14 protein-coding genes are annotated in these 15696 nt (G+C 43.3%); 3 read left to right on the plus strand and 11 right to left on the minus strand.

Translation table 11 applies throughout. From position 1 onward, the window contains the following. The first annotated feature begins 299 nt into the window (after positions 1–299). A complete protein-coding gene (locus ABXS75_15040) occupies positions 300–1547 on the plus strand; it encodes an IS110 family transposase (protein ID XCP84363.1) in 1248 nt (415 codons plus the stop codon). A 63-nt stretch (positions 1548–1610) separates the two neighbouring features. Here ABXS75_15040 and ABXS75_15045 read toward each other — a convergent pair whose 3' ends face one another. Next, complete coding sequence (locus tag ABXS75_15045) at positions 1611–2438, minus strand: LysR family transcriptional regulator (protein ID XCP84364.1); 828 nt, start codon at positions 2436–2438, stop codon at positions 1611–1613. Between the two features lie 140 nt (positions 2439–2578). Here ABXS75_15045 and ABXS75_15050 point away from each other — a divergent pair, with 140 nt between their 5' ends. Continuing rightward, on the plus strand, positions 2579–3571 hold the full coding sequence (locus tag ABXS75_15050) for an alpha/beta hydrolase (protein ID XCP84365.1): 993 nt from the start codon (positions 2579–2581) through the stop codon (positions 3569–3571). Positions 3572–3639: 68 nt separating this feature from the next. Here ABXS75_15050 and ABXS75_15055 read toward each other — a convergent pair whose 3' ends face one another. After that, positions 3640–5355 carry an ABC transporter ATP-binding protein gene (locus ABXS75_15055; GenBank protein ID XCP84366.1) on the minus strand — a complete coding sequence of 572 codons (1716 nt, stop codon included), beginning with the start codon at positions 5353–5355 and terminating at the stop codon, positions 3640–3642. 242 nt (positions 5356–5597) lie between these two features. Further along, on the minus strand, positions 5598–6848 hold the full coding sequence (locus ABXS75_15060) for a radical SAM protein (GenBank protein XCP84367.1): 1251 nt from the start codon (positions 6846–6848) through the stop codon (positions 5598–5600). A 221-nt stretch (positions 6849–7069) separates the two neighbouring features. On the opposite strand from ABXS75_15060, the gene ABXS75_15065 reads away from it, so the two are divergent. Continuing rightward, a complete protein-coding gene (locus ABXS75_15065) occupies positions 7070–7216 on the plus strand; it encodes a hypothetical protein (protein XCP84368.1) in 147 nt (48 codons plus the stop codon). Here the strand turns inward: ABXS75_15065 and ABXS75_15070 are convergent. The 8 genes from ABXS75_15070 to ABXS75_15105 all read right to left on the minus strand — a co-directional run bounded on the left by ABXS75_15070 (position 7213) and on the right by ABXS75_15105 (position 15521). Continuing rightward, complete coding sequence (locus ABXS75_15070; protein XCP84369.1) at positions 7213–9009, minus strand: helix-turn-helix transcriptional regulator; 1797 nt, start codon at positions 9007–9009, stop codon at positions 7213–7215. The genes ABXS75_15065 and ABXS75_15070 overlap by 4 nt on opposite strands. Then, positions 8994–10544, minus strand: coding sequence for an AAA family ATPase (locus ABXS75_15075; GenBank protein XCP84370.1), 1551 nt, complete (start codon positions 10542–10544; stop codon positions 8994–8996). The genes ABXS75_15070 and ABXS75_15075 overlap by 16 nt, the downstream gene beginning before the upstream one ends. Next, complete coding sequence (locus ABXS75_15080; protein XCP87169.1) at positions 10534–11844, minus strand: VWA-like domain-containing protein; 1311 nt, start codon at positions 11842–11844, stop codon at positions 10534–10536. Before ABXS75_15080 ends, ABXS75_15075 begins: the two co-directional genes overlap by 11 nt. Before the next feature lie 128 nt (positions 11845–11972). Further along, positions 11973–13046, minus strand: a complete 1074-nt coding sequence (locus ABXS75_15085; protein ID XCP84371.1) for a leucine-rich repeat protein — start codon at positions 13044–13046, stop codon at positions 11973–11975. Positions 13047–13093: 47 nt separating this feature from the next. Beyond that, positions 13094–14104 (minus strand): type II toxin-antitoxin system antitoxin SocA domain-containing protein, encoded by a 1011-nt coding sequence (locus tag ABXS75_15090; protein ID XCP84372.1) that lies wholly within the window; start codon positions 14102–14104, stop codon positions 13094–13096. A gap of 80 nt (positions 14105–14184) precedes the next feature. After that, the gene (locus ABXS75_15095) at positions 14185–14517 is read right to left on the minus strand and encodes a hypothetical protein (protein XCP84373.1); all 333 of its coding nucleotides are present in this window, start codon (positions 14515–14517) and stop codon (positions 14185–14187) included. A 259-nt stretch (positions 14518–14776) separates the two neighbouring features. After that, positions 14777–15109: a hypothetical protein gene (locus ABXS75_15100; GenBank protein ID XCP84374.1), complete on the minus strand. Its 333-nt coding sequence runs from the start codon at positions 15107–15109 to the stop codon at positions 14777–14779. Positions 15110–15122: 13 nt separating this feature from the next. Beyond that, positions 15123–15521 (minus strand): PaaI family thioesterase, encoded by a 399-nt coding sequence (locus tag ABXS75_15105; protein XCP84375.1) that lies wholly within the window; start codon positions 15519–15521, stop codon positions 15123–15125. Between the last annotated feature and the right edge of the window lie 175 nt (positions 15522–15696).

Below are 15696 nucleotides of genomic sequence, written 5' to 3' on the forward strand. Positions count from 1 at the left end.
CGCTGCTCAAGGCACAAAACGTGATGAAAAAACGTTGGACTCTCGCAGCTTTCTTTTTATAATAGTTTCCATAGGGATACTCAGTACACTACAAATCACGGGGAGGTGAGTGGGCTGTCCGAACTATTGGGTGACCGTATTTTTATATGTGTAGAATGCTTTTTCAAGTACAAATAAGTGTGCCTCGAGCACGTAACCTTATCTTTGTTAAAACAACTCTCGTTTTAATCCTAAGCATTCAGTCAATGCTGTTTACTCCCTATAATTCTATCGAACCTATGGTTCTGAAAGGTGGCCCTATGGCTTTAAAAATTGTGTATCAAATTTGTTGTGGTATCGATGTTCACAAGACTTTTGTTGTTGCCTGTATCGCTTCCACTAACAAACAAGGTGTTACCACCTACAAGCGCCATCGTTTCTCAACCTTCACACAAGGGTTGAAGGAATTGTTACAGTGGCTGCTTGACAATCATTGTAAGGATGTCTGCATGGAATCTACTGGCAAATACTGGATTCCAGTTTACAATGTGCTCGAAAAAAGCTGTACAATTGTACTTGCTCATCCCAAATATGTTAAGGCTATCCGTGGTAAAAAAACTGACAAGAAAGACGCAAAATGGATTGCTGACCTCTTCAAGCATGATCTTGTTGCCGGTAGCTTCATTCCCTCTGTTGATATCAGACAACTTCGTGACCTGATGCGCTATCGTTTCAAACTGACCTGCTTTATGTCCAGTGAGAAGAACCGTTTTCAAAACTGTCTCACGGTCTCCAACATTCAGTTGGCTTCCGTTGTCTCGGACACTTTTGGTAAAAGTTCACAACGAATTCTGGATAAGATTCTTGAAAATCCTGAAGATACTTCTTTTGATATTGGACCTTTAATTCATGGCTCCATGAAGAAAAAGCTTCCTGAACTGGAGCTCGCCATTGATGGTTTTATCACACCGGAACAGGCTGGTAAATTAAAGATCATCAAAAAGCATTTTGAAGATTTGGAATCCCGGAAAGCAGAGCTAGAAGAACTGATTCTTGCGCTCGCCAGTCCCTATCAGCAAGAACTCGACCTAATCCTAACCGCTCCATCATTCAAAAATAAATTTACCGCTATCGGAATCATTTCTGAAATCGGCGTGAATATGGAGGCTTTTCCTTCGGCGAAACACTTATGCTCATGGGCTGGACTTACGCCGACCAACAATGAAAGTGCAGGGAAGAAAAAATCTGTCCGGGTTTCCAAAGCCGGATGCTATATCAAACCACTTTTGGTTCAATGTGCCAACTCTGTGGTTAAAAGTGAAAAGCACCCTGAAATCCGCAACCGCTATCTTCGTTTAAGAAAGCGCCGCGGCCACAAGAAAGCAATCATTGCAATAGCAAGAATGCTTCTAACAGCATTATACAACATGCTGAAAAATAAGGAACCCTATAATGCACAACTTTACCGAAAAAGTGATGTTCTTCCTGTCAATCGTGAAATTACAATTGAACAGGCAATTTTAATGGCTCAGTTTCATGGTTATAAAATCAAGTCAGTTGCTGAATAAACCTTAACTTTGCTACATATTCAATTTTTAAATAACCACCGCAAGATGGTCTGTTTGTGATGCCTAAAAAAATGGATATCCTCTACTATTCTTTTTCAACCTTGTCTCCAGCGAGGGAAACAGCGGGCGAAAACACAATTCGCTCTCTGAGCCAGTATTCACCAGCTTGTCAAAAGAAAGCATATATCCGGCTCCTTCTTTCACAAAAACGGAGCCATTATAGGCCAGATTAACAGTACCTGACAGGTTGAGCAAATCAGCTTTTTCTCCACACCATCTGGGAATATCTAACTTCATAGACTGCGAAGAACAAATAAGATTAAGCCCCATCAGGTCGTCCACGCAAATAGCTTCCTTCGCGGCAAGAGGGCTGTCTTTTCGCATAACGACTCCCCATGTGTCTACGCCGGGGACCTCCAAATAGTTGTATTTGGAAAGACTGGGAGGTTCTACCAGAAAGGCAAAATCAAAAAGACCGCTGTCAAGCCGTCCGGCAATGTCCTCTGTACTCCCACTGTGCAAATGATAGCGAATGCGGGGATATTCTTTACAAAGAGTGTGCAGGCATCGGGCCAGATATTTCATACCGGCAGACTCCGCACAGCCGATATGAATATCTCCGCTAATCTCTTCATCGAGTGTCTGGAACTCTTCTGCGGTTTTATCCACCATGTCCAGAATATCCTCCGCCCGTTTACGAAGCAGCATTCCCGCTTCCGTCAGTCGGACACTGTAATTCGTGCGAACAAACAGCTTTTGCCCCAGCTCTTCTTCCAGATCTTTCAACTGTTTGGAGAGTGTCGGCTGCGAAATATGCAGCCTGACTGACGCCCTGGTCATACTTCCCTCTCTGGCCACTTCCAAAAAATAACGTAATACACGGATTTCCATCGAAACACCTCCGAGTATAGTATAGCAGTCACAGTTATTCTATACAAGAATAACTCGATATAGAAATCAAATATTTGTCATTTTAACATTAGAAAATTATAATAAAAGCAACGAAATCCAGGCAGAAAGGACAGATTACTATGGAACCTCTAAAATTAGAAATGGAATGGGATAAGACTTTTCCCAAAAGCGAAAAAGTGGATCACAAAAAGGTACTGTTTCATAACCGCTATGGCATTACCCTTGCGGCAGATATGTACACTCCAAAGGCTTCTTCCGGCAAACTGGCGGCCATCGCCGTATGCGGTCCCTTCGGTGCAGTGAAGGAGCAGGCAGCCGGGTTGTATGCACAGACGATGGCAGAGCGGGGATTTCTGACGATTGCATTTGACCCTTCCTACACGGGCGAAAGCGGCGGCCAGCCCCGTTACATGGCTTCCCCCGACATCAACACCGAAGATTTCCAGGCGGCGGTGGATTTCCTCTCTGTGCAGGAAAATGTTGATCCTGAGAAAATAGGTATCATCGGCATCTGCGGCTGGGGCGGCATGGCGCTGAATACGGCGGCACTGGACACCCGCATCAAGGCTACGATGACCTCCACCATGTATGATATGTCCCGCGTCAATGCAAATGGATATTTTGATTCTGAGGATTCCGCCGATGCGAGATACGCAAAGAAAGCAGCCTTGAACGCGCAGAGAATCATTGATTATAAGAGTGACAATTATGCTCTGGGCGGTGGCGTTGTCGATCCGCTTCCTGCGGACGCACCGTTCTTTGTAGCGGATTACTATGATTATTATAAAACGAATCGTGGCTATCACAAGCGCTCCCTGAATTCCAACGGAGGCTGGAATGTAACCGGGTGCATGTCGTTTTTGAATCAGCCGATTCTTCAATATAGTAATGAAATCCGCAGCGCCGTTCTCATCATGCATGGAGAAAAGGCGCATTCCTGCTATTTCAGCCGTGATGCGTATGCAGCGATGGTGAAAGACAATCCTTATACGGACAATAAGGAACTGCTCATAATCCCGGACGCGGTCCATACAGATCTGTATGACGGAGGCGGGAAAAACGCCATTCCATTCGATAAACTGGAACAGTTTTTTGCAGAATATTTGAAATAGTTATAAATATATAAGGCAAGAACAGGCAAAGTCAGTGCTATTCCTTTTCGAAAGCGCTGACTTTGTTTTTATAGTATGTATCCACCGTCTCTTTGTTTTACCGAGCCACTATCAAATTGCAATACCTTATCATATTCCTCATAGGTCTCCCGATGAATTCTATGAGATACCGAAATAACCATCGTGTTTTCCAATGTCAAAATATTTTTTTCCACCTGAAGCGCCATCTCAGAATTTAACGCGGAAGTTGCTTCATCCAAAATCAGAACAGGAGGCTTTCTAATCAGAGCGCGCGCAAGACATATCCTTTGACGTTCCCCGCCGGATATATTTTTCCCGTTTTCTTCAATTACAAAATCCAATCCTTCTCTATGATTTTCTAAAAACTCTGCCAGGCAGCTAAGCTCCACAGCCTTCTTAAGCTGTTCTTCAGTATATTCCTGATACAGCAAAATATTATTCCGCACGGTATCCTGGAACACAAAATTGTCCTGGCTTACAAACGCCATCTGGCGATACCAACTATCCTTATCCAGTTTGCGGAATTCCTTTCCATCTATCATAATTTCGCCATCGTAGTTCCCATATATATTTAATAGGACCTTAAGCAGAGACGATTTTCCACTTCCGCTTTCACCTAAGAGCAGATATTTTTGATTCCTCTCAAAAGTGATCGTCATGTCCTTCAGTATTTTCCGTCCCATCTTTTCCAGGCTTAATTGCCTGATTTCTACATGATTCCTGAACTTGGTCAACTGTTCCTGTTCTATACCCGGAAGCACCTCGTATGGCCGTTCGGCCGTTTCACAAGAGACGCCCCTGGGTAAACCCTCCCCGCAAAATGTGCCCTTCTCTATTCTCTCGGTAATCGTTTGATATACCTGATTGGCCGCTTTCATCCTGGTTAATCTGTTCGAAATGGCATATAGCGGATTTGTCACGTTGTTTAGCAATTGATTGACTTTAAGAATGCTTCCCACGCTCATGACCCGGCGCATTACCATGAACGCACCTAACAATAATGTACCCATCCATATACCGAGTGATGCGGCGCCGCTACTGGTACCAGCCATATCGTCAACTACACGCGAAGTAAAATACGCCTTTTCACGCGCCACATTCATCCTGCGAAACCGCCCAGTCATATGATTGGAACAGCCATATAACTTTCCTACTTCATAGCCGTTTAATAATTCCTTCAAAGCAGCAGTAAATCTTCCATTTGCCGAAGAAGCCTCCAGCTTTGCCGCTGCCATCCTGCCGGACCAAAGATGATTGATCAGAAGCGGAATCCAAAAAGTTATCACAACAAATACAATAAAAATGTAGTGAACATTCAGTATAACTACCAGGGACGCAAGGCCAGTAAAGGCATACTCAATGATGGTCAAAAGATTATTCAGATAGTCCTCTTTGATCATATCCACATCCACTGTAAAATTCGAAAGATATGTTGATGATTCCTGAATATCATAATCACATAATTGCTTGCTCTGAATACTATCAAACCACTGTGCCTTTAGGGTTATCATGCATCCTGACAAGAACTTATTCTTACTATAATCACAAAAAACATCAACCACAAACATAAAAGCAACAACCATAACAGTATACAATACTGCCTGGCTAAATTTTTCCATCGAACCGGTTCCGGCAACATCCAAAATATATTGCATGGTATAAGCTTTCGCCACCTCCGAAGCTGAGATGCCTATTATGGACACAACCGTTATACTCAGCCACAATCTATTTTTTAAAACAATATTTCGCACCGTTTTTTTCATCTCTTTTACTCCTCATATAATCTGGTAAGAAAATTATATTCGACTCATGCCTATCATGGTTATCTATATCAACGCAAAAAGTCAGAAGTATATACAAGAGGCATACACTTCCAACTCTTTTTCACACTTATTTCGCTCCACAAGTATTACCGCCGCACCAGCCGCCACGGCATACCGGTTTAAATTTTAATTCGCCAATCATTCTTCTCACCTCCCTTGAAATATCGTCTATTTACTTAGGCTCATAATGAGCAAAAGTTCTGATATAAACTGTCAAATTCCCCCATTTTGATACAGTCAGCCAACGCCTCAAGAGTCATGCCCTGTATGAGAATATTTTTCTTACATCTGTCTTCTTCCTTAATGTCTGAAGCAACACACATACAGCAGGTACTCCTTGCCGAACAACCCCTACACTTTTCTCTGTTCGTTTTACGATAAGCACATTCCCTGTTTTCCACAAAGCCGGAAAATACATCTCCCTTTTTCCAACTCGAATCTTCTATAAAAAACTGACACGGATACAATTCCCCATTTACATTAACAGTCAACAGGCTACTTCCTGCCGGACAAACATAATCATTATATTGCCTGGCAAAAAATATTTGCAAAATTTTATAAGCCGCATTGTCCATAATGTATTTGCCTGCAAGACACTGTGCATAAAAATCATGAACTTCTTCCGCACTTTCTTTATTAATATCCTTTTTTTGCGGCGCATTCATATCGTATTCCACTTTGATAAGCCTTACGCCGGTAGTCTCATATATATAATCTGCTATTTGCAGTTTACTATATTTATCTATAAATTCACTGCTTATTGTCGCCTCTATCGCCTTCGGTACAATGCCAGCAGACTTCAATCTCTGAATATTATCCACAATTCTATTATATGTACCCTTTCCCGCCATATCGATTCGATTGAAATCATTCATGTGCTCCGGGCCATCCAAACTGATAGTTAGTACAATATTATACTTTTTTAAAATTTGAATAATATAATCATCCAGCAGCGTACCATTCGTCTGCAATAAATAATCGACATTTTTTTCCTGTGTATGTTCGCAGATATATTCAATAATCTGAGGATTCATCAGAGGTTCTCCACCAAAAAAAGAGATGTATTTCAAATTATTCAGCCGATCCGATGTATTAATAAACTCTACCACCTTTTTAGCAGTATTTAGATCCATTAGTGAATCCTTTGCTCTATAATTTCCCCCATTAGCATAACAGTATTTACATTGAAGATTACATGTGTTACTCACATGTATTTTAATAGACTCGAAACCCTCTTCTTTACCAGCTTCTATCTTGTCTTCCGCCAATATCTGCTCTACTATTCCTTTTTCATCATCACTTAATAAATCAGCTTTTCCATCTTCAAAGTAACCGCGAATCCCATCCGTAATGACAAATATTCTATATCCATTTAAGTCAAATAAGATATTATTTTCATCACTGATGTAAATATTATTCTCACTAATGTACATACTTGCTTTTTTCCTCCTGCTTTTCTGCCTTCGCCTTATCTGTTTATAAAGTACCATACTTCTCCCAAAAAGTTTATGACGTTTTATGTGAAATTATTTCTCCCAAAAAGTTTATGACGTTTTATGTGAAATTATTTCTCATAAAACGTCATAAACTTTTTGATAATTTTAATTTATTATATAAACAGATATTTATTTTTTCAAAAGGAGGTATTATATTTGTGAAACATTTAAAAAAACTTTTTATTATCTCACTAATTATAGGTACTTTAAGTATGGTCACCTCTTCTTTTTTAATACCATCTGATACACCGACCATTACACAGGTTGCAGATAAAGGCGGCGGATCTGAAACTGGAAACGGCTAACAAAAACGACTATTAAATTCATCACTTGTCAAATATTCTCTGACAAGTTGATACCTTTTCTCCATTTTATATAACTTTAACAAGTCTAAGCCCAAGAAGTAATATACCGTACACCCCGCGTCATTCTTCTGGTCCATTGCACTGGCCATGGTGATTAATGCACGACCAATTCCATTCCCTTTTCCTGCATCCATAGCCACCTCAATTCTATTTTTCGAAATAAGAATAGCTTCTTCAATTTGCCCCTGCTCTTCCAAATTAGTCCCCAGATTTCCCATTGCCGACTCCCATTCCAATATGTGAAATATTTCTTTAACCCTGCTATTTTCCATAGATTTAATCTGCATTTCAAATATTTTAGTCGCTTTCTTTCTGTCCTGGTTTTCAAGAATAGCACCCATCTCATTTAAAATATCATGTTCTTCCGCAGTAAAATACATCTTCCCCTCATCACATAACTCCCAGTCTACTGTCATTTTTAGCACTTTATCCAGCGCCGCCAGCCCTTCCCTTCCACTTATTTTCTTCCTACCATACTGAATTTTAATCTGCTCACCCAGAATAAACTGTTCATTCTCCGGTACCGAAGTATCCAGCTTCTGCTCAATCTTCTCTAAAACCTCTGCTGCCTTTTCCTCCTCCGACCTATGTAAATACAGAAAATACTTCCTTTTCAGCTCCAGCACTTCATAATCTTCCGTCATAATAATCGTATTAATCCGGCTGGCCTTCCGCCCCATCTTTTTCATCAGTTCATAGACATACTTATCCCTCGGTTTTCGCCTCCCGCTCTCAATGCGGGACAGCGTCTCCTGAGCACAAATATCCTCACATAAGACCTCCTGTGGTATTCCTTTGGCTATCCGGGTTCGTCTGATCAATTCATAATCAATCTCAAATCTTCGATTGATGTGTTGGAAGAGCCTGAACTTTTCAAATGAGATGCCATACTCTTTTTCCACCTCCAACAGGCTCTTCCTCTCCCTTCTCAGGTCCTCTGCAAGCTCCTCCCTTCTACCCCGGCGCTCCAACAAATCGGCATATTGTTCCAATATTTCCGGCATATACAAAAGCTTTCCTGTACTTCTTAAAAGACTCAGCGACCTTCGAGTGAACATTTCCAAAATCTCTGCTTCTTTTTTCCAATCACATCGTTTCCCCAGTAATAAAGCCAGGTAGGGAAGAACCTTTACCTCCTCGGTTTCCACCATTCCTTTCTGTATAATGTAGGAAAGCATCTCACCTATTTCTTCTCCCGACCTTTCCCACCTGCTCCCCAGAGATACCTCCCAGCGAAATAACAGTAACTTCATCTCATCGGCGCTCAAAGCGATTTTACTCCTTACCGCCCCCTCCACTGGCATACTCTGCCTGATAGCTGTCTGAATATGTTCCAGAACAGTCTCTGTATGTTCTCCCGACATCCAGGCAATCTGTGCGCGTTCCTGCTCAATAAATTGTAGGTGCAACGGCTTTTTGGCAACCTTTCTTCTCTCATATTCCTTTAACAATTCTTCTGCCTTGGTCAGTCTGTTATGGCAGATACTTTGCTGAATCAAACATCTTAACTCATATATCTTGTAAACCTCAACAGGCAAAATATACTCCAATCTTTCCGCCGACTTCCCCAGCCTTTCCAAAAGACGATCCAGCATAAAATGCTCCAGCGGAACCATGTTCTGCTCTATCCGCGCAAATTGCGCCACCGAACACAGTCCCTGGCAAACCTGCTGCTGACTTAAACCAGCCTCCAATCTCAACCGATAAATAATATTGCTTAGCCTCTTCTCCATATCTCGTCCTCCACAGCGTCCATTTCTTTCAAAATATCCTGCTGCCGCTCATCGAACAAAAGCCCCTTATTATACTTATAATATTTCGGACAATCATTTTCCCTAAGAAACCATACGCTGTAAAAGCTGGTATTGAGCTCCGTCACAAATACCGACATCTCCTGACTCTCTCCAAACGCATCTTCCATGAAATCAAATCCATGATTCAGCGCCGTAAGCGCCGTCTCCATTTCAGCCTCCCGCGCGTCTGCTTCTTTGGCAAAAAGCTGTTTCACATAAGCAAACCCTTTTTTTCCGGACAAATGCCTCTCCTTAAGCCGGCTTTGATACCCCCAAAGGGTCTCTATTGCCTGCTCTGCACGGTGCTCCTCCTCCGAGTTAAGCTGCCCTGCACGCTTTTTCTGCTCCAGCTCTTCTCTGGCCTTCAGGCAGATACTTTTCAAAATCCCGCCGTCTGCATACAAAGCCTCCGCAATTCCTTCCTGATCCACCTCGGAAATCATCTGCCTGTATTTCTTAAGCCACACAAAAAGCTCCGAAACAAACTGGTCTTTCTCATAGGCTGCCTTAAAATAGCTGCCCAGTCTTCCGATCAACAGACTGACCACGCTGAGCCTCTCATCAAAGGGTGCAAATTTTAATTTTTCCAGGGTATCCTCCCCATAATTTCCCTGCAGGATCCGCTCCAGACCATAATCTTTCCTGTATTTCCCATACAATTCCAGATAATTTGCAAAATCCTTTGCCACCTTCCAGTGCTGAATGTACTGGCCTACCACCTCCCGGTCTACCTTCTTTCCCAACTCCTCATAGACCAGAATCAGGCGGGACAGGTCCTCCCATCCCCGGGCCGTGGCAAACATGCGCCCGTCAATCGTCGTCTCCATACGGTAAAAATTTTCCTGACGGAGTTCCAGATAGGAAATAATCGCAGGATGAATGCCTGCCTGATATGCATACTCTTTCCAGACTGCAAAGTTTGCCTCTACATCGATCTTCTTTAACCGGTCCAATGTCACCACATCAAAATCACGGACCGATTTATTATATTCCGGCGGATTTCCTGCGGCAACGATAATCCAGCCCTCCGGGACCTTCCTGTTTCCAAACGTCTTACACTGGAGAAACTGCAGCATCGCCGGGGCAAGGGTCTCGGAAACGCAGTTAATCTCATCGATAAACAAAATACCTTCCCGAAGCCCGGTTTCTTCCATTTTATCATAGACGGACGCAATGATCTCACTCATCGTATATTCGGTCACAGACACTTCCCGCCCGCCATAGGTCTTCTTCTGGATAAAGGGCAGACCAATCGCACTCTGTCTGGTATGGTGCGTGATGGTATAAGACACCAGCGCAATCCGGCACTCCCTGGCGATCTGCTCCATAATCTGCGTCTTCCCGATTCCCGGAGGCCCCATAAGCAAAACCGGCCTCTGATGTACCGCAGGAATCTGGTACTCTCCATACGGATTCTTTCTTAAATATGCCTCAATGGCATCCTTAATTTCCTGCTTTGCACGCTTAATATTCATCTTGTTTTCCTCCTGCTTCTATCTCATCCTCTTCTATCATCAGCTTCATCGCCCAGGACGGCACCTGTGCCTCTTCATAATCCTTCTGAATAAACACAAAAGCCGTCTCATAGGGAGGCATCTTCTGTGGATAAATTCCCTGCCCGTCGGTAAAATACAAAACTCCTTTCAGTCTGTCAAATTCCTGCCCCTCCATCATCTGATCGATATAGGCAAAGGCGGGCCTGAAATCCGTACCGCCCTCCCCTGCCAGGTCCAAATGCTCCATATACTCTTTTAACTCTTCTTTGCAGGTAATCTTCTGATCTGACTGCACCTGATCGTCACACTGTAAAATGTGAATATTCACCTTTCGGAAAAAACTCCCACTTTCCTGCAGGATCCCATAAGTCTCCTCCAGAAACCTTTTCACCAACTCCCCGGAGCAGGACATGGACGTGTCAATCACGATCACAAAATCCTCGACCTTCTTTACTTCCTTCCACTCCTGGGGCTCCACGAGCGGCATATTCCCATACAACCTAAGCCCATAGCTGTAAAATACATAATCAAATGAGTCTTCGTCCACCGCCATCTCTTCTTTTAGCACTGCAAACTTTCTCAAAAATTCCCGATAATCGCAGCGCTCTCTATTATCCACCTGAATCTGCCTAAGGAAATGTCCCGATGAGGAGGACGCCTCCTGGGAAAATGTTTCCATATCCGTCTGCATCTTGTCACTCACATCTTTCCATTTCTGATTCAAAGCAAGCTTCCTGTCCTGATCTTCATCTTTCGCCCAGTCCCGATGATCGTCTACCGTAAATTCTGCCACAAGCCTGTCCGTATCACGCTGGGATAGTTCCCAGGACAGAAGCTGCCGGTACACCTTTTCTGCAGTCAGTACCTTCATCTGCGAGCGCAGTTTCCGATAGGTCTCCTGCCTGAGCCAGGACTGCCCCCGGCGGATACTTCTTACCTGCCACTCATCGATCACAGACTCTGCCACAATATCACAGGCCATATTCCACCATAACTCCTCCCGAGAACCTCTGGTGATCATATGCCGGAAAATGCAATGAAGGACCAAATGCAGATAAGCCCGGTTCACACTAATCCGGTCCTTCCGAAACAGCCCGCCCAGTTCGGCCGGGTTAAAATACAGATTCCAGCCGTCCGTGCCGACAAGAGAGACCGTCCCATCCATCACGTATGCAAAACTGGAAAGCGCCACATCAAGGAACCGCATTCTTAAATACAGCTCATTTCTGGAGAGGGCGAGGATCTGCTTTCCGATCGCATCAAGTCGGTCGGAAGTCATTTCCCGCTGTCCATTTTCCTGTTCTTTTGTATCATTCTTTCTATTCTCAAAATCCTGCATTTACTTTCCCTGCATTCCCTTTCTGTCAATCCGCTAATCTACTATTTCTATATCCTATTCTTACTTTTTCACAGCTCAAATTTCTTCTTTTTCTTCGGAAACTGCCGATACCTCTCGTCCATCAATACACTCAGCATCTCCATCTGACGCTCCTTAGCGGTCTTCTCGATTGCTTCCGCCAGAGTCTCCTCCGTATAATAATGCTCCCGGCAGCAAAAATCAATCACTTTCAGCGGCTCCGCCACAGGGAGCTGCCCGCCTTCCCGCAAATACTCCAGACAGTATTCTGTAATATCGCCCATATGCGCCTTTACATACGCCTCATACCTGGCCCGCGCCTTCTCCGACAGGCGATACGGATACAGAAGACGCCCCAGGGCCAGCAAAGCAGTCACCTCACCGTGATCACGGGCCGCCGACAATGCGAACATACTGTCGTACTTCAGAAAATCCAACTCACGGCGGTAGAAACATTCCCTGTAATCTCCGCCTGACCCATAATAATGTGTCTCCACAATTCTCGCCGGCGTATTCTCCACCGCATCTGCATAATATTCAGGAAAGACCACTTTTGCAAGAATTCCTGCACATTCTGCTGCATTTCTCATATATCCTTCTTTTGCCGCCGAATCCTTCCCCATTATATTGTTTTCTCTGATACTTTGACACCCAAAATGTAGGGTCGCCGTGATTCTATAACGGATTTCCGTCAAAATCTCCTTCAAACAGGATTTTTCACCATCATAAAAGTCAATCGCCACCCTGGACAGACGACAGCCCGTAAACACCCCGCTTCCCATTCGTGTCACCCGGTCCGTCACATGAAATACCTGCAAATTCATGCAGCCATAAAATGCATAATTTCCAATCATCTGCACCGTCTCAGGCAAATGAATCTCCCGCACATTTCCCCCACACCTTAGGCATGCTGTCCGTCCAAAGATTGTCTCTTCTTCCCCGGCCTCCCACAAGCTCACATCCTCGTCTTCCTTATCTTTATGCGAAGAAAAGGCATAAGGCGCGATGGCGGTAAGGCCCACTCCTTCCACCTTCTTTGGCACAACAACCACATCTTCGTCTCCCCAGAGGCGAACCAGCTCCGCGCCCCCATTTATTTTACGATACGCAATACGAATTCCCACTAAAATAACTCCTTTTCATAAACTTGAAGACAGGTACATCTCCCTTCTCATGATACCTTAGTAAGCATGTCATGGATATAAGCCATCAAGCCATCTTCTGAATTAATGCCATATTTCTGGTTCACCGCAATATAATACTTCCTGATCCGTTCCTTTGGCAAAATTTCACTCGAAGGGATGCCAGCCCCATACCCTTTTCTGGCTTCCTTCCACGGGTCTTCATTATGTGTAATCTTCTCCAGAACCTTTCCACCATACATACCAAAAGTATTCACGACAAGATCGATTGCCCTCTTTTCATCATCAGTCAATGCATCTGCAGTTCCCCTCAGTAATGCAAAACGCGCATCATCAATCGGATTATATTTGAAATCCCGGAAAAGGTCATAGACTTCCGCATAAACTGGACCGTGAATCCATGCCCTGCAATCCTCTGAAAAAATAGGTCTTTCATACATCGCAGAGTAAACGCCCTGAATGAAGTAAAGCAACTTCTGCAGCATCAGCGGTGTAACCTCTTCCAACTTTTCAAATACATACGCAATCACCCGAAGCATTTTTTCTGACACAGAGAACAGTCCCTCTATGCTGTCTGCTGCCGCCATCGCCTTTCTGTATGCCGCATCCGTCAGCTTCCCACGGTTCTCCATAAGCCTCTTCTTCATATATACAGGAGATGTCAGTGCTGCTCTTACAACATCTGAATACTCCTTGGAAGGCACCTGACCCTCCAGATACCTCGGTATCGTAACCTCCCCAAATCCAAGCGCTAAGGACAGTGGGGCTTTGCCAATCTTATATATTTTCATAAGTTTTTCGATATCCTCAATTGAAACAAGTCCCTCCGCTGTCCTGTACTGTTCATCAATTTCCTGAACATTTTTATCAATTAATCCGGGAATACTCATTTCCTCACCACATTCTGAACATACTGCCACTATAATTCCAAACGTGTACTCTTTATCTCTTATGGTTTTTACGATGTCCCGCTTCTGCAAAAAGTATTCTGTTTCCTTTCTGCATTCTATGCAGAAATCCTTTCTTCCCTTCTCTGTCATAATTGTTACCTCCACTTAGTCTTCTAATTATTTGAAATAATATGTAAATGGATACTTCTGCTCATGAAATGAAATCACTATCACAAAACTGTTTCCCAACTTGTTGAACTTAATATACAAAGAAACTGTTTTCTCTTCCGTCCCATTCCTCTCCAAAAGGGTACATCCTTACCAAATACATACAGTTTTTCATGCTCATATCCTTTATGTTCATTCTGTAGGATTTCCGAAAAATCCATTGTAGTAAGACTCAATATAATTTCCTTTGCTTTTGCCTCATCGATCACATAATCCAAAAAAAGATTAATATTATCTTGCCTCCTGCCATTTCGCTCAAGCCGATATCTATCATTTTCAACAGCTTCTTTCACTTCTGAAAGATACTGTTCTATATCTTCCTTTTTTATTTTCAATACTTTTATCCTCCGCAGGCATAATGATATGTTTTTTTATTTTTCCTATCATAAGAATAGCCCTATAATTAGATTTTGTCAATATCCAACCATTATAAGACAGCCTCCAGTCACCTAGAAAAAAGGGACCTCAATCCATCAAGGAGCGTACTTCTCCCCAGATTAAAGTCCCATTTGTCTAAAATGGATCTTGCTCAGGAAGCCTTCAAAACGGAGCTTCTCTGAACTTGTCCTTTATATTGTACCCATCAATGATATACTAGCGCTTCTTCTCTTTCTTATATTTCTCCTCCAGCTTCGCATTCAGCCGGTTAAAGACAAGTCCCGTCACCATCGCGCCGATCAGGAAAAACGCAAGGCCCCACTGGACTCGCCAAATCAAAAGCGGCGTCACAAAAATGCCCATCAGTAATCCATAGATGATCCACAAATTCCCGATCTGCTTATTATATTCTTTCACATTTGTCACTTCAAAATCCGCCCGGGATAAAATAAGCTGCGTCGAAAACCTTCTGGGCGTTTTCGATCTCATACAGACAAGCCCCATACCACAGATACCGCCGACAATCCCGATCAATAAAATAAGTCCCATTATCTTCTCTCCTCTAACATTTCACATGAGTTCCGTTTACCGCTACCTTGGCCACGGCATTTCCCAGATTATCCGTAATCAAAATCTCATAAAAACAGGTGCGCCGGCCGTCTTTCAGAAGATGACTCTCCCCGTAAAGCACTTCACCCTTCGGGGCTCCAAGATAACTGATCTGGCTCACCGTCGTCACCGTGACCACCTCTTTTGTATTCGTAGAGATCGCAAATACAAAATCCGCAAGTGTGAACATCACGCCGCCCATCACATTCCCCGTCGCATTCTTATGTCTGGAATCCAGCTTTAGCATACACTTCGCATAATGCTCTCCTACCTCCAGAATCTCAATCCCCGTTACCTCCGTCGCATAACGGTCCCTGCCAAAATACTCCTTTGCCTCATCTAGTGTCAACATACGCTGCTCCTCCTGTTTTATTTACTAATTAATACAATGAAAAAGTTCAGTTTTGCATTGAACTCAACAAATAACCATGTTACAATGTAAACAGAAAGGGAAAGCCAAAAACGCGACCTACCCTTGAATAAAGTCAAACTTTTATAGTCTGGCCGTCAACTATTCGCAGTAGTTG

The organism is Roseburia hominis (assembly GCA_040702975.1).
Classification (GTDB): Bacteria; Bacillota; Clostridia; order Lachnospirales; family Lachnospiraceae; genus Allocoprococcus; species Allocoprococcus hominis_A.

What these genes read in the sequence shown, in the direction of transcription:
- ABXS75_15040 (XCP84363.1), top strand. Translation starts at nt 300, where the DNA reads ATGGCTTTAAAAATTGTGTATCAAATTTGTTGTGGTATCGATGTTCAC.
- ABXS75_15045 (XCP84364.1), bottom strand. Translation starts at nt 2,438, where the DNA reads ATGGAAATCCGTGTATTACGTTATTTTTTGGAAGTGGCCAGAGAGGGA.
- ABXS75_15050 (XCP84365.1), top strand. Translation starts at nt 2,579, where the DNA reads ATGGAACCTCTAAAATTAGAAATGGAATGGGATAAGACTTTTCCCAAA.
- ABXS75_15055 (XCP84366.1), bottom strand. Translation starts at nt 5,355, where the DNA reads ATGAAAAAAACGGTGCGAAATATTGTTTTAAAAAATAGATTGTGGCTG.
- ABXS75_15060 (XCP84367.1), bottom strand. Translation starts at nt 6,848, where the DNA reads ATGTACATTAGTGAGAATAATATTTACATCAGTGATGAAAATAATATC.
- ABXS75_15070 (XCP84369.1), bottom strand. Translation starts at nt 9,009, where the DNA reads ATGGAGAAGAGGCTAAGCAATATTATTTATCGGTTGAGATTGGAGGCT.
- ABXS75_15075 (XCP84370.1), bottom strand. Translation starts at nt 10,544, where the DNA reads ATGAATATTAAGCGTGCAAAGCAGGAAATTAAGGATGCCATTGAGGCA.
- ABXS75_15080 (XCP87169.1), bottom strand. Translation starts at nt 11,844, where the DNA reads ATGACTTCCGACCGACTTGATGCGATCGGAAAGCAGATCCTCGCCCTC.
- ABXS75_15090 (XCP84372.1), bottom strand. Translation starts at nt 14,104, where the DNA reads ATGACAGAGAAGGGAAGAAAGGATTTCTGCATAGAATGCAGAAAGGAA.
- ABXS75_15100 (XCP84374.1), bottom strand. Translation starts at nt 15,109, where the DNA reads ATGGGACTTATTTTATTGATCGGGATTGTCGGCGGTATCTGTGGTATG.
- ABXS75_15105 (XCP84375.1), bottom strand. Translation starts at nt 15,521, where the DNA reads ATGTTGACACTAGATGAGGCAAAGGAGTATTTTGGCAGGGACCGTTAT.